The sequence below is a fragment of the Sutterella sp. genome (genome assembly GCF_052272535.1).
Lineage (GTDB): Bacteria > Pseudomonadota > Gammaproteobacteria > Burkholderiales > Burkholderiaceae_F > Sutterella.
This window is the reverse complement of record NZ_DAVZJY010000042.1, coordinates 1-13355: the sequence shown is the minus strand read 5'-3', so window position 1 is coordinate 13355 and position 13355 is coordinate 1. Positions and strand designations below refer to the sequence as shown.

Genomic DNA, 13355 nt, shown 5'->3' with positions numbered 1-13355 from the left:
CGCCCCGCATGCGCGGCCGAAGTGGCCTGCGCGGCGGGGCGTCTCTGCGCCCGGGTCCCCTCGAAGCGGTGGAGGCCCCCTCCGGGCGCGCCGGACGTGAGAAAACTCCTCCCGGACGGTTGAAAACCTCCCGGCGCTTCCTATAGAATGCCGCGCTTGTTCCGGTTTGCGCCCTTCCGGGCGGTCGGACCGGCTTTTTTCCGCCCGGTGTCCATGGTCGGCCCGGGTATGTACTTTGCGCGCGGCCTGCGCCCGAGGTGCCGTTCATTCAGTAGAAGAAGAATCGGTTCCTGCAGGCCGTGTCAGACTGACAAAACCTTGGAGAAATTCAAATGGTCAGCATGCGTGAAATGCTCGAAGCGGGTTGCCACTTCGGTCATCAGACTCGTTTCTGGAACCCGAAGATGGCCCAGTACATCTTCGGCTCCCGCAACAAGATTCACATCATCAACCTCGAGAAGACGGTTGTGATGTTCGACGAGGCCTGCAAGTTCGCCCGTCAGCTCGCCAGCCAGGGCGGCCGCATCCTCTTCGTCGACACGAAGCGCGGCGGTCGCGAGATCATCGCTCAGGAAGCGCAGCGCGCGGGCTGCTGCTGGGTTGACCAGCGCTGGCTCGGCGGCACGCTCACGAACTTCAAGACGGTCCGCGGCACGATCAAGCGCCTCAAGGAAATGGAAGAGCAGCTCGAGGACGGCACCGCCGCCAAGCTGACGAAGAAGGAAGCCCTCGACTTCCAGCGCTCCGTTGAGAAGCTCAACAAGTCCATCGGCGGCATCAAGGACCTCGGTGGTCTTCCCGACGCCCTCTTCATCGTCGACGTGGGCTACCACAAGATCGCCGTCCAGGAAGCCAACAAGCTCGGCATCCCCGTCATCGGCGTCGTTGATACGAACTGCTCGCCCGAGGGCATCGACTACGTCATCCCGGGCAACGACGACTCCTCGAAGGCCGTCCAGATCTACGCCGCCGGCATCGCCGACGCCGTGATCGCCGGCCGCGCCGACAGCGCCGTCGCCGCCGAGGGCGAAGCCCCCGCCGACGAAGAGTTCGTCGAAGTGGCCGCCGAGGAAGCCCCGGAAGCCACCCCCGCCGCCTAATTCGGCCGCGGCCCCCTGGGGAAAGGGACGCGCTTCGGCCGCAACCGTCCGGCGCGTCCATTTCAACCGGCTTTGAAGAAGGGGCCTCGTCGAGGCCCCTTTTTCTATAGAATTCAACCCGATTTTTGTTCCTCTGATTGGAGTTAGTGAACATGGCTGCTATTTCCGCCGCCCTCGTGAAGGAGCTGCGTCTCAAGACCGACGCCCCGATGATGGAGTGCAAGAAGGCGCTCACCGAAGCCGATGGCGACATGGCCAAGGCCGAAGAGATCCTGCGCGTCAAGCTCGGCAACAAGGCGAACAAGGCCGCCGCGCGCGTCGCCGCTGAGGGCGTCGTCGTCGTGTACGTCTCCGACGACCACAAGCTCGGCGCGATCCTCGAGGTCAACTCCGAGACCGACTTCGTCGCGAAGAACCCGGAATTCCTCAAGATGGCTCACGACAGCGTCAAGCTCGTCGCTGAGAAGAACCCCGCCACGGTCGAAGAGCTCCTCGCTCTCCCGCTCGACGGCACCACCGTTGACGGCGTCCGCAAGGCCCTCGTCGGCAAGATCGGCGAGAACATGACCTTCCGCCGCTTCCAGCGCATCGAGGCGAAGGGCGAACTTTCGCACTACGTCCACGGCAGCCGCATCGGCGTGCTCGTCGACCTCGTCGGCGGCAACGTTGAGCTCGCTCACGACATCGCCATGCACATCGCCGCCTCGAAGCCGAAGGCCATCGACGAGACCGGCATCGAAGCCGCCCTCCTCGAAGCCGAGCGCCGCATCGCCATCGAGAAGGCCCGCGAAGCCGGCAAGCCCGAAGCCATGCTCGAGCGCATCGCCGAAGGCACGGTCAAGAAGTTCCTCAAGGAAGTCACCCTGATCAACCAGCCGTTCGTCAAGGACGACAAGAAGTCGATCAACGACCTCCTCAAGGCCGCCGGTGCCAAGGTCGAGTCCTACGTCCTCTACGTCGTGGGCGAAGGCATCGAGAAGAAGTCGAACGACTTCGCCGCTGAAGTGGCCGCTCAGGCCGCCGCCGCCAAGCAGGCCTAATTCATCCGCCGCTCTCCCGCCCCCACCGCATGAAGCAAGGGGCGGCGAGGCCGGTCTCCCTCGTCCGGAGACGTTTTCGACGAATGCACGGTCGTCGTGAAGCGCCTCCTCTGAAAGAGAGCCCCCGGTCTCCCGCCGCGAACCCAAACGGTGCGGACGCGGAGGACGCAGTTGAAGGTCTCAGAAGGACGCGCAGCTCCCGCAAGCCGGGGCCACGCGTCTTTTCTTTTTTCTCCGGGTGTGCGCCCCAATGCGTCTCCGATGCGCCCCGGAACGCCCGGGAGAAGGCGGCAGTCGGGAAAACTTCCGATTTCTTCGATAAGGAAAACTCCTCAGGCCGCGTATAATTCCGCCCCGAACCGAAAGGGGGCGACGTCCGAGGCTCCCTGCGGGAAGAGAAACCCCCTTCTTCAAAGAGCGTCAAGGAGCTGACAAATGAACACTCAGGGCAAGCCGGTCTACAAGCGCATTCTTCTCAAGCTTTCGGGTGAGGCGCTCATGGGCGAGGATTCGTTCGGCATCAACCGCTCGGTGCTCCAGCACATGATTGAAGAAGTGAAGACCGTCGTGGACCTCGGCGTGCAGCTCGGCATCGTCGTGGGCGGCGGCAACATCTTCCGCGGCGTCGCTCTCGGCGCCACCGGCATGGACCGCGCCACGGGCGACTACATGGGCATGCTTGCTACGGTGATGAACGCCATGGCGCTTCAGGACTGCTGCCGCAACAACGGCATCGAGGCGCGCGTGCAGTCGGCGCTGCACATCGAGCAGGTCGCCGAACCCTACATCCGCGGCAAGGCCCTGCGCCACCTGCGCCTCGGCCGCATCGTGATCTTCGCAGCGGGCACGGGCAACCCCTTCATGACGACCGATACGACCGCGGCCCTGCGCGGTGCCGAGATCGGCGCGGACATCGTGCTCAAGGCGACCAAGGTGGACGGCATCTACACGGCCGACCCGAAGAAGGATCCGACCGCGACGATGTTCGACGAACTCACGTTCGACCAGGCCCTGAGCAGCAACCTCAAGGTGATGGACGCCACCGCCTTCGCGCTCTGCCGCGAGCAGGGGCTGCCGATCAAGGTCTTCAACATCAACAAGAAGGGCGCGCTGCGCCGCGTCGTCCTCGGCGAAAAGGAAGGCACGCTCGTTCATAGCTGATCGGGCGCTTTGCTAAACTTGATCTTTGCCCTTCGAAGCCGGAGGCGCTGACGCGCTCCCGGCCCGAAGCACGCACCGAACACACAACCCACACGCCGCTGCGGTCCGTCCGCGCGCCTGGAGCCCGGACGAGCCGGAGCTCGGCGCCCCGGGACTCCGTCCGCCGCACCGGCCCCGAAAGGAGAAGACATGAGCGCTGCCGACATTCTCAAGCAGACCGAACACAAGATGGGCGTCACCGTCGAGAAGCTCCGCGAGGACTTCACGAAGATCCGCACCGGCCGTGCGAGCACGGGCCTCCTGGACAAGATCAAGGTCGACTACTACGGCTGCCCCACCCCGATCAACCAGGTCGCCCAGGTGGGCGTGGGCGACGCCCACACCCTCACGGTGCAGCCCTGGGAGAAGAACATGGTGAAGGCCATTGAAAAGGCCATCCGCGAATCCGACCTTGGCCTCAACCCGGCCACGTCGGGCGACACGATTCGCGTGCCGTTGCCCCCGCTCACCGAAGAGCGCCGCCGCGAGCTCTCCAAGATCGTCAAGGGCTTCGGCGAGGACGCCAAGGTGGCCGTGCGCAATCTGCGCCGTGAGGCCAACACCAGCCTCGAGCGCCTCGAGAAGGACAAGGAGATCTCCGAGGACGATCAGCGCGCTTATGAGAAGGACGTCCAGAAGCTCACCGACCGCTTCGTCGCCGAAGTGGACAAGGTGATCGCGGAAAAGGAAAAGGAGATTATGACGGTCTAAGGACCGGACATGAAGAAAGGCGGAGCATTCCGCCTTCAGGCTCTCCACCCAGACGGCCCGACTTGTCGGGCCGTCGTCGTCTCTGGAAGAGACGTTCGGCGGCGCTCCCGCCCGCTTGCAACCTGAAACAGGATCCGCGCCGCACGAACGGGTGCTTTGCTAGACTTTTCCGACTGAAATTCCGCCGCAGGACGCGGGTGCGCAGTGCGCCGGCGGTCCTTTTGCATCCCCACATTCCGAGCGCTCCTCAGATGATCCAAGCCCCCCGACCGCCGAAGCACATCGCCATCATCATGGACGGCAACGGCCGTTGGGCGAAGGCGCGCCGTCTGCCGCGCGCCGAAGGGCACCGGCAGGGCGTCTACGCCCTCGAGCGCATCGTGGACGCGGCCGCCAAGCGCGGCGTCGCCGCGCTTACGGTCTTCGCCTTCTCGAGCGAAAACTGGCGCCGGCCCGCGGCCGAGGTCGCCGCTCTGATGAAGCTCTTCGCCACGGGTCTCGCCCGGTGGGAGAAGCCCCTCTCGGAGGCGGGCGTGCGGCTCTCCGTGATCGGCGACCGGAGCGCCTTTTCGCAATCCCTGAACGACACGATCACCCACTGCGAGCGGGCGACCGCCGCAGGCGGGCGCATGCACCTCAACATCGCCGCCAACTACGGCGGCCGGTGGGACCTGTTGCAGGCCGCGCAGGCCGCGGCTGCGGCGGGCGAGCTCACGATGGAGGGCGTCGCGCGGCGGCTCTGCGCCGTCGAGGACGGCGAGGTGGATCTTCTCGTGCGCACCGGGGGCGAGCGGCGGATCTCGAACTTCCTCCTCTGGCAGACCGCCTACGCGGAGCTCTACTTCACCGACACGCTCTGGCCGGACTTCGACGCGGCGGCGCTCGACGACGCGCTCGACTGGTACGTGGGCCGCGAGCGGCGCTTCGGCATGACGAGTGAGCAGGTCCGCGAGGTCGGCTGACCGCCCGCCCCGCGGAGGCCCGGTCTGCACCGGGCACGACGTCCGGCGAGGCTTTTGCCGGGCGCTTCACGGGCGTTAAGGTTTCGCCCGCCCCCGCTTCATTACAATTCGTTGAAGCGCAGACCGCATTCTGCGGCGTCAAGTGCGCACGGGGTGCGCCCCGCCCGTGCGACCCTCATTCACGCTGCGCGACCCCACCCAAAAGGTTTCATCCAAGATGCTCTCGCTTCGCCTGGCCACTGCGGCCGTGCTCCTCGTCATCCTCAGCCTCTCGATCTGGGCGGGCTCGCTCTGGTTCGCCGGCGTCATGGCGGTCGCCTTCGGCCTCGCGCTCTACGAGTGGCTGCGCATCGGCAACCTTGGCCCCGTGCCGGCCGCACTCATCGCCGCGATTGAGATGATCGCGCAGTTCTCGCTCTACGCCGCGGGCGCGATGCCCAAGATGGACTGGTTCCTCTTCATCGTCGACGGCATCGTGATGATCGCGTGGTTCGTGATCTTCTTCCTCGAGCTCTTCCACCGCGAGAACGGCTTCAAGGTGAACGTCGCGCAGTGCCTCTGGTCGGCGGTGATCTTCGTGCCGGCCGCATACCTCTCCTTCCTCTGGCTCAACGAGCAGGGCACCTGGGTGCTCGTCCTCTCCGTGATGCTCATCATCTGGGGGGCGGACATCTGCGCGTACTTCTGCGGCCGCGCCTGGGGCAAGCACCGCCTCTGCCCGGCGATCTCGCCCAAGAAGACCTGGGAGGGGGTGCTCGGCGCCTACGTGATCGTCATCATCTTCTTCGTGCTCTGCTACTGGTTCTGCGACCAGAAGATCGTCTTCACGAACTTCATCTTCGACGAGGCGGGCTTCGGCTGGGGCCTCGTGATCCTCGCCGTGCTGATCGCGCTCTCGATCGCGGGCGACCTGTGGGAGTCGATGCTGAAGCGCCTTGCCGGCATCAAGGACTCCTCGAACCTCCTTCCCGGCCACGGGGGCTTCTTCGACCGCATGGACTCCACGATGCCGGTGATGCCGGCGGCGACCTGGATGATGCTCGCCGTCCTCCTCTTCTAGCAGCACCTCACCGTCCGCCCGAATGCCCGACCAGCCCTTTCTCGTTCCCGACCTTCCTCCGGGCGGCATGCACCGCACGGAGGACGTGATCAAGCGTTCGCGCTTCATCGTGAGCGTCGCGCGCGCCGCCTCGCCCGAGGCCGCGCACGCCTTCATCGACCGCATCCGCGCCGAGCACGCGCAGGCGACCCACAACTGCTGGGCCTTCAACGCGGGCGAACCCGGCTCGACCGCGCAGGTGGGGGCGAGCGACGACGGCGAGCCCAAGGGTACGGCGGGGCGCCCGATGCTGACCGCCGTCCTCACGAGCGGCGTGGGTGAGGTGGTGGTGGTGGTCACCCGCTACTTCGGCGGCATTCTCCTCGGCACGGGCGGACTCGTGCGGGCGTACCAGGGCACGGCGAAGCTCGGGCTCGAAACCTGCCCGACGCGCGGGCGCGAAACGCTCGTACGCTACGTGGTCTCGATGGACCCGGCCTTCGACGGGGCGTTCCAGAACCTCGCGCGGCAGCTCGGCGCCGAGATCCTCACCTCGGACTACCGGTTCGACGCCTCCTACGAGGTGCTCGTACCCGAACCGGCCGCGGAGCGCCTTGAGGGCGATCTCGCGCGGATCACCTCCGGCGAGGCGCTCGTGGACCGGCAGGACGTCGAGACGGTCTGACGGCGCGGGAAGACGGTTTTTCCCGTCCGTACATGGTGTTGCGGTTTTTTCGGGTTCTGCGGGCGGGCGGCCCGATAGAATCCTCTTCCGACCTCCACCACAGCCGCATTCGTCCTCCATGCGCTTCGCCGTTTTTCATCTGCTGATGGCCGTCTGGGTCCTCTGGCGCTTCGTCGCGCCCCTGAGGATCGCACGCGGCCCGAAGATCGTCCTCGCCGCGGTGGTCGCCGCCGCCGCGCTCTTCTCGACCTTCACGGTCTTCTTTGCGGGCGGACTTCTTTCGCCCGAACTGCCGCGCTGGGCGCTCATCGCCGGGAACTTCGGCGAGGCGGTGCTGCTCTTTCTCTGCGTGCTCACGGCGCTGCGCGAGATCCTCATCCTCGTCGCGGTGCTCGCGGGCCGCTCCGGCGAAAAGCTCCACGACGCCGTGCAGAAGTCGCGGCGCTCCGCGCTCCTCATGGGCGCGGCGAGCATCGGGCTCGGGGCCTGCGGCATCGCGAAGGGCATCGAAGTCCCGGAGGTGCGCCGCCACACGGCCCGCATCAAGGATCTGCCGCTCGAGCTCGAGGGCTTTGAGTTCGTGCAGCTCTCCGACCTCCACGCCTCGGCGCTTCTCACCGAACCCTATGCCGAGGCCTTGGTCGAGCGCGTCAACAGCCTCAACCCGCAGCTCGTCCTCATCACGGGCGACTTCGTGGACGGCACGGTCGAGCGCCGCGAGAAGGACGTCGCGCCCTTTGCGAAGCTCAGGGCCCGCTCGGGCGTCTTCGGCTGCGAAGGCAACCACGAGCACTACGGCGACTACGAGCGCTGGATCGCGAAGATCGAGTCGCTCGGCATCCGGGTGCTGCGCAACGAACACGCGGTCGTTACGGTCGAAGGGCGCAACGGCAGGCCCGCGCAGCTGACGTTGGGCGGCGTCTGCGACCCGATGGCCGAGCGCTTCGGGCGGGAATTGCCCGACGTGCAAAAGACCTTCGCGGGAGCTCCCGACGCGGGGAAGGTTCCGCGCATTCTCCTCGCCCATCAGCCCAAGCTCTTCCCCCGCTACCGCGAAAAGGAGTCCTTCGCGCTCCAGCTCTCGGGCCACACGCACGGCGGACAGATTCTCGGCATGGACCGGGCGGTGGCGATCATCAACGGCACCTTCGTGCGGGGCTTCTACCGGCGGCCCGACGGCACCCTGATGTACGTCCATCCGGGCTCGGGCCTCTGGAACGGCTTTCCCATCCGCGTTGGCGTGCCGTCTGAAATCGCCCTCATCCGCCTCGCGCGTCTTTGACGGCGGCGCGGCAAAATAACGGACCACCCTGCGGCCCGCCGACGGTGCGTGCCGCAGGGGAAAAAACAGAACAAACATACCTCAAGGCAGAACCATGCAGAAAATCGCTCTTCTCGGCGCCACCGGCAGCATCGGGCGCTCCACGCTCGACGTGGTGCGCCTCCATCCCGAGGACTACGCCGTCCATTCGATCGCGGCAGGGAGCCGCGTGGACGAGCTGGTCGCCGTCGCGCGGGAGTTCCGCCCGAAGCGCGTGGTCGTCGCGGATGAAGCCCGCTGGGGGGAGCTCAAGGAAAAGCTCGCCCAAGCGGGGCTTGCGGACGTTGAGGCCGCGGCGGGCGCCGCCGCCGTGACGGAGCTCGCCGCCGATCCGGAAGCCGACGCCGTGATGCAGGCGGTCGTGGGGGCGGCGGGCGTCGCGCCCACCTTCGCCGCGGCGAAGGCCGGCAAGCGCCTGATGCTCGCCAACAAGGAGAGCGTCGTCTGCGGCGGGGCGCTGCTCATGAAGACGGTGGCCGAATGCGGCGCCGAACTCCTCCCCGTGGACAGCGAGCACAGCGCGGTCTTCCAGAGCCTCGCCGGCGCGGACGAACGGGCGCGCGCCACCGCGCGCATCATCCTCACCGCTTCGGGCGGGCCCTTCCGCTGCCGCGAATCGCTCGAAGGCATCACGCCCGAGATGGCCGTGAAGCACCCGAAGTGGAGCATGGGCCACAAGGTCAGCGTGGACAGCGCCACCCTGATGAACAAGGGGCTCGAGGTGATCGAGGCCTCGTGGCTCTTCAACACGCCCGAGAGCCGCATCGACGTCGTGGTCCACCCCGAGTCGGTGATCCACTCGATGGTGGCCTTTGAGGACGGCGCGGTGATGGCCGAACTCGGCACCCCCGACATGAAGACCCCGATCGCGCTCGCGATGAGCTGGCCCGCACGCATCCACGCGGGCGTGAAGCCGTTGTCCCTCATCGACTGCGGGCGCCTCACCTTCGAGCGCCCGAAGACGGAGCTCTTCCCGCTGCTCGACCTCGCGCGCGAGACCCTGCGCGCCGGTGGCGGCGCTTCGATCGTGATGAACGCCGCCAACGAGATCGCCGTCGCCGCCTTCCTCGACCGCCGGATCGGCTTCACGGACATCTTCAGGCTGGTGCGCCGCGCGACCGGGGAGCTCACGCTCCCGGCGCCCGCATCCGTTGAGGAGATCCTCGAAGCGGACCGCACCGCGCGGCGCTTCACCGCGGAGCTCCTCGAGCGCGGCTTCTGACCCTGAATCCACATCCTCCCCCGGAGCGTCATGACGTCTCTTCCGCTTCTCTTCGCCGTGATTGGGTTTCTGCTCACGATCGGCATCGTCGTCCTCATCCACGAGGGCGGGCACTACCTCGCCGCCAAGTGGCTCGGCTTCGCCGTGCGCCGCTTCTCGATCGGCATGGGCAAGGTCCTCTGGCGGCGGCGCGCCTGGGACACCGAGTTCGCGCTTTCGCTCCTGCCGATCGGCGGCTACGTCGCCTTCGAGGGTGACGAGGACGACGAGCGGCTCGTGCCGAAGAGCCCCGACGAGCCGCAGCGCCAGGCGCGGAGCTCCGACGAGCCTCCCCGCGCCCGCGGCATCCTCTTCGACACGGGGCCGCGTTGGAAGAAGGCGGTGGTGGTGGCGGCCGGCCCCCTGATGAACTTCGTCCTCGCCGTGGTGCTCTTCGCCGCCGTCGGCGCGATGGGCGTCACGGACATCGCGCCCTACGTCGCGGCGGTCCCCAACAGCCAGGCCTCGCGCCAGGGCGTCGTGATGATGGACCGCGTGACCGCGGTGGACGGCCGCTCGATCGCGGGCATTTCGGACTTCAATTCGACGCTTCTCGAGCTCGTCGGGCGCCCGGACGTGCGCATCGAGTTCGACCGCGCGGGCGAGAAGATCGTGCGGCACTTCGACCTCTCGGAGATCTCGCTCTCCGAGGCGACGGCCTCGAAGGGTCTCGTCTTCCCGAAGCTCGGCCTGCGGCTCGCCGGCCGCGGCGTGATGCTCGCCGACGTCGTGAAGGGGGGCCCGGCCGAGCGCGCGGGCCTCAAGCCGGGCGACCAGATCCTCACCGTGATGGGGGAGGCGGCGACGATGGAGAACTTCGCCCGCGCGATCCGTGCGAACCCCGGGCGGACGGTGACCCTCACCGTGCGCTCCCTCACCGGGGCCGACGTGCCGCGCACGGTTGAACTGACGCCGCGCGTCTTCCGCGACGAGGCGACGGGGGTCGTGAGCGGGCGCGCCGATCTGCGCTACGGCCCGGGCATCGAGCGCGTCGTCGTGCGCCGCGGTCCCGTCGAGTCGATTGCGGTTGCGCTCGACAAGGTCGCGGGCCTCACGCGCTTCCAGGCCGAGGCCGTGGGCGGCATGGCCAAGGGCGAGGTGTCCACCGAGAATCTTTCGGGCCCCGTCGGCATTGCCGGCATGGCGGGCAGCGCCCTCACGTCGGGCTTCACGCCCTTCCTCGAATTCATCGCCCTCATCTCGATCGCGATCGGCTTCATGAACCTCATCCCGATTCCGGCGCTCGACGGCGGACAGCTCGTGATCCTCGCGCTCGAGGGGGTGATGGGCAGGCCCTTCTCCAAGGGCGTGAAGGAGAAGCTCACGATGGTCTCGATGGCGCTCCTCATCCTGCTCGCCGTCTACGTGACCATCAACGACGTCGGCAGGCTCGGCGCCTGACGCCGTCGCGTGTGGGCGCTCTCCCGAGGGGGCGGCCGCCCGAGAGCGGCGGCCCCGCCGGCCGCGTTCGGCCTGCGGGTGCCGTGTGGTAACCTTAGAGCCGATTTTTCGGCTTCAATCCCGCCCGCCCAACGGGCGCGCGGGGTTTCCGCCGGTTCGGAGAGAGAGCCTCCCGAACGGCGCAGACACTTCGAAGAGAGAGAGTTCGTCTTGCAGCTCCACAAACTCACCCGTCTGGCGGCCGGCATCGCCGCCGCCTTTGTCTTCGCCGGTTCGGCGTCGGCCTTCACCATCTCCGACATCCGCGTCGAGGGCCTTACGCGCACCGAGCCCGGCACGGTCTTCTCGCATCTGCCGTTCCGCGCGGGCGAGGAGTACACCGCCGAAAAGGGCGTGCGCGCCATTCACTCGCTCTACCAGTCCGGGCTCTTCCGCGACGTCTCGCTCACCCAGGACGGCGACGTCGTGGTGGTGCACGTGATGGAGCGTCCGGCCGTGGCGACGATCGAGACGCACGGCATCAAGGCCTTCGACAAGGATGCCGTTGAGAAGAGTCTGCGCGACGTGGGGCTCGCCGAAGGCCGCATCTTCGACAGCGCGATTCTCGAGCGCGCCGATCAGGAGCTGCGCCGGCAGTACCTCGCCCGCGGCTACTACGGCGCGGCGGTGAAGACCACCGTGACGCCGCTCGAGCGCAACCGCGTGCGCATCACGATCAATGTGGACGAGGGGAGCGCCTCCTCGATCTCCGCGATCCGCATCACGGGCAACCACGTCTTCGAGACGGACGACCTGCTCGACCTGATGCAGCTGGGGACGCCGAACTGGTTTTCGTGGTACACGAAGCGCGACCTCTACTCGCGCGAGAAGCTCGCCGCCGACCTCGAGACGATCCGCTCCTACTACATGAACCAGGGCTACCTCGACTTCAAGATCGACTCGGTCCAGGTCTCCATCGCGCCCAACAAGTCCGACGTCTTCATCACGATCAACCTCACCGAAGGCGAGAAGTACACGATCCGCTCGGCGAAGCTCCAGGGCGACATGCTCGGGCTCGACGATCAGCTCCAGACCCTGGTCACCCTCAAGGAGGGCGACGTCTACAACGCGCAGGCCGTGAAGGACGTCTCCACGGCGATCACCGACAAGCTCTCGACCCTGGGCTACGCCTTTGCGACCGCCAACCCGAATCCCGTCTCCGACGTCGACAAGCGCACCGTCGACATCGTCTACACGATCGACCCGGGCCGCCGCGCCTACGTCCGCCGCGTCAACATCACGGGCAACAACCGCACCCGCGACGAAGTGATCCGCCGCGAAGTGCGCCAGTACGAAGCCGCCTGGTTCGACTCCGACAAGGTGAAGCTCTCGCGCGACCGCATCGACCGTCTCGGCTACTTCGAAACGGTGACGGCCGAACCGAAGCCCGTCCCGGGCACGCGCGACCAGGTGGACCTTGAGGTGAACGTGAAGGAGCGCCCGACCGGCTCGATCTCGCTCGGTGCGGGCTACTCCACTTCGGAAGGCGTCATCCTCTCGGCGGGCTTCGCGCAGAACAACGTCTTCGGCACGGGCAACTCCGTGTCGGTGGACGTCAACACGTCGAAGTCGCAGCGCACCTACGCGCTCTCCGTGACGGAGCCCTACGTGACGGTCGACGGCGTGAGCCGCTCCTACGACATCTACGACCGCCGTGTCGACCTCGAAGAGCTCGACGTCGCCGACGTGAAGTACGAAACCCGCGGCGCCGGCGTGAGCTGGGGCATCCCCTTCACCGAAATCGACCGCGTGTTCCTCGGCACCCGCGTCGAATCGACCACGGTGGACGTGAACGACCATTCACCCGAACGCTACAGAAACTACGTCAGGCAGTTCGGCGACAATCCGGTGAGCGTGGCGCTCACGGCCGGGTGGTCGCGCGACAGCCGCGACAACTCGCTCGCGCCGACCCGAGGCGTCTACCAGCGCTTCTCGGGCGAATTCGGTCTGCCGGGCTTCGACATCCAGTACTACAAGGCGACCTACCAGTACCAGCACTTCATTCCGCTCTCGCGCACCTGGACGCTCGCCTTCAACGGCGAAGTGGGTTGGGGCGACGTCTACGGCTCGACCTCGCAGTTCCCGTTCTTCAAGAACTTCTACGTGGGCGGCATCGGCTCGGTGCGCGGCTTCGACTCGGGCACGCTCGGTCCGAAGGACAAAACGGGCGACAGCACCTCGGACAACTTGGGTGGCGACCGCATGGTGACGGCCAACCTCGAGATTCTCGCGCCGCTTCCGGGCGGCGACCGCACGCTGCGCATCTTCGGCTTCCTCGACGCGGGCTATGCGTGGGGCTACGAGGGCGACGGCCGTGGCAACTACACGCGCCAGAAGATCGACTTCGCCGATCTGCGCTATTCGACGGGCTTCGGCGTGGCGTGGATTTCGCCCCTCGGGCCGCTCAAGTTCTCGATCGCCTTCCCGCTCAATGAAAAGGAAGGCGACGAAACGCAGCGCTTCCAGTTCCAGATCGGCACGGGCTTCTAAGTCCGCTTCGTCCGGAAGAAGATGCCGGGAGAGCAGTTTTCCGCGGTCTTCCTTTACCAAACCGAGCCGTAAAGCCCCGTCATTCATGGCGGGGATATAAGGCGAC

Annotated in this window: 12 protein-coding genes; 11 read left to right on the top strand and 1 reads right to left on the bottom strand. The window is 66.8% G+C overall.

What is annotated here, in order from left to right; translation table 11 throughout:
* The first annotated feature begins 332 nt into the window (after positions 1-332).
* The 5 genes from rpsB (at position 333) to uppS (ending at position 5013) form a co-directional block, all read left to right on the top strand.
* Positions 333-1100: a 30S ribosomal protein S2 gene (gene rpsB / locus ACT6Y9_RS03815; protein WP_295479706.1), complete on the top strand. Its 768-nt coding sequence runs from the start codon at positions 333-335 to the stop codon at positions 1098-1100.
* Between the two features lie 152 nt (positions 1101-1252).
* Complete coding sequence (tsf, locus tag ACT6Y9_RS03810) at positions 1253-2140, top strand: translation elongation factor Ts (RefSeq protein ID WP_295479704.1); 888 nt, start codon at positions 1253-1255, stop codon at positions 2138-2140.
* Between the two features lie 435 nt (positions 2141-2575).
* Positions 2576-3301 (top strand): UMP kinase, encoded by a 726-nt coding sequence (gene pyrH, locus ACT6Y9_RS03805; RefSeq protein WP_295479702.1) that lies wholly within the window; start codon positions 2576-2578, stop codon positions 3299-3301.
* A 189-nt stretch (positions 3302-3490) separates the two neighbouring features.
* On the top strand, positions 3491-4051 hold the full coding sequence (gene frr, locus ACT6Y9_RS03800; protein WP_295479700.1) for a ribosome recycling factor: 561 nt from the start codon (positions 3491-3493) through the stop codon (positions 4049-4051).
* Positions 4052-4302: 251 nt separating this feature from the next.
* Entirely contained in the window at positions 4303-5013 is a 711-nt protein-coding gene (uppS, locus tag ACT6Y9_RS03795; RefSeq protein WP_295479698.1) for a polyprenyl diphosphate synthase, read from the top strand.
* 138 nt (positions 5014-5151) lie between these two features.
* On the opposite strand, the gene ACT6Y9_RS03790 is transcribed toward uppS, so the two are convergent.
* Positions 5152-5274, bottom strand: a complete 123-nt coding sequence (locus tag ACT6Y9_RS03790; RefSeq protein WP_363179908.1) for a hypothetical protein — start codon at positions 5272-5274, stop codon at positions 5152-5154.
* Here ACT6Y9_RS03790 and ACT6Y9_RS03785 point away from each other — a divergent pair.
* From ACT6Y9_RS03785 to bamA, 6 genes are all read left to right on the top strand, one after another.
* Positions 5231-6073, top strand: a complete 843-nt coding sequence (locus ACT6Y9_RS03785; RefSeq protein WP_295479696.1) for a phosphatidate cytidylyltransferase — start codon at positions 5231-5233, stop codon at positions 6071-6073. The two genes, ACT6Y9_RS03790 and ACT6Y9_RS03785, sit on opposite strands and share 44 nt — an antisense overlap.
* Before the next feature lie 22 nt (positions 6074-6095).
* Positions 6096-6737 (top strand): YigZ family protein, encoded by a 642-nt coding sequence (locus ACT6Y9_RS03780; protein WP_443743553.1) that lies wholly within the window; start codon positions 6096-6098, stop codon positions 6735-6737.
* Between the two features lie 118 nt (positions 6738-6855).
* On the top strand, positions 6856-8019 hold the full coding sequence (locus tag ACT6Y9_RS03775; protein WP_443743552.1) for a metallophosphoesterase: 1164 nt from the start codon (positions 6856-6858) through the stop codon (positions 8017-8019).
* 94 nt (positions 8020-8113) lie between these two features.
* On the top strand, positions 8114-9280 hold the full coding sequence (gene dxr / locus ACT6Y9_RS03770) for a 1-deoxy-D-xylulose-5-phosphate reductoisomerase (protein ID WP_295479690.1): 1167 nt from the start codon (positions 8114-8116) through the stop codon (positions 9278-9280).
* Between the two features lie 30 nt (positions 9281-9310).
* Complete coding sequence (rseP, locus tag ACT6Y9_RS03765; protein ID WP_443743551.1) at positions 9311-10720, top strand: RIP metalloprotease RseP; 1410 nt, start codon at positions 9311-9313, stop codon at positions 10718-10720.
* Between the two features lie 210 nt (positions 10721-10930).
* Entirely contained in the window at positions 10931-13249 is a 2319-nt protein-coding gene (gene bamA, locus ACT6Y9_RS03760; protein WP_443743550.1) for an outer membrane protein assembly factor BamA, read from the top strand.
* Positions 13250-13355 lie beyond the last annotated feature (106 nt).

What these genes read in the sequence shown, in the direction of transcription:
- pyrH (WP_295479702.1), top strand. Translation starts at nt 2,576, where the DNA reads ATGAACACTCAGGGCAAGCCGGTCTACAAGCGCATTCTTCTCAAGCTT.
- ACT6Y9_RS03775 (WP_443743552.1), top strand. Translation starts at nt 6,856, where the DNA reads ATGCGCTTCGCCGTTTTTCATCTGCTGATGGCCGTCTGGGTCCTCTGG.
- uppS (WP_295479698.1), top strand. Translation starts at nt 4,303, where the DNA reads ATGATCCAAGCCCCCCGACCGCCGAAGCACATCGCCATCATCATGGAC.
- ACT6Y9_RS03785 (WP_295479696.1), top strand. Translation starts at nt 5,231, where the DNA reads ATGCTCTCGCTTCGCCTGGCCACTGCGGCCGTGCTCCTCGTCATCCTC.
- frr (WP_295479700.1), top strand. Translation starts at nt 3,491, where the DNA reads ATGAGCGCTGCCGACATTCTCAAGCAGACCGAACACAAGATGGGCGTC.
- rpsB (WP_295479706.1), top strand. Translation starts at nt 333, where the DNA reads ATGGTCAGCATGCGTGAAATGCTCGAAGCGGGTTGCCACTTCGGTCAT.
- ACT6Y9_RS03790 (WP_363179908.1), bottom strand. Translation starts at nt 5,274, where the DNA reads ATGACGAGGAGCACGGCCGCAGTGGCCAGGCGAAGCGAGAGCATCTTG.
- dxr (WP_295479690.1), top strand. Translation starts at nt 8,114, where the DNA reads ATGCAGAAAATCGCTCTTCTCGGCGCCACCGGCAGCATCGGGCGCTCC.
- rseP (WP_443743551.1), top strand. Translation starts at nt 9,311, where the DNA reads ATGACGTCTCTTCCGCTTCTCTTCGCCGTGATTGGGTTTCTGCTCACG.
- ACT6Y9_RS03780 (WP_443743553.1), top strand. Translation starts at nt 6,096, where the DNA reads ATGCCCGACCAGCCCTTTCTCGTTCCCGACCTTCCTCCGGGCGGCATG.
- tsf (WP_295479704.1), top strand. Translation starts at nt 1,253, where the DNA reads ATGGCTGCTATTTCCGCCGCCCTCGTGAAGGAGCTGCGTCTCAAGACC.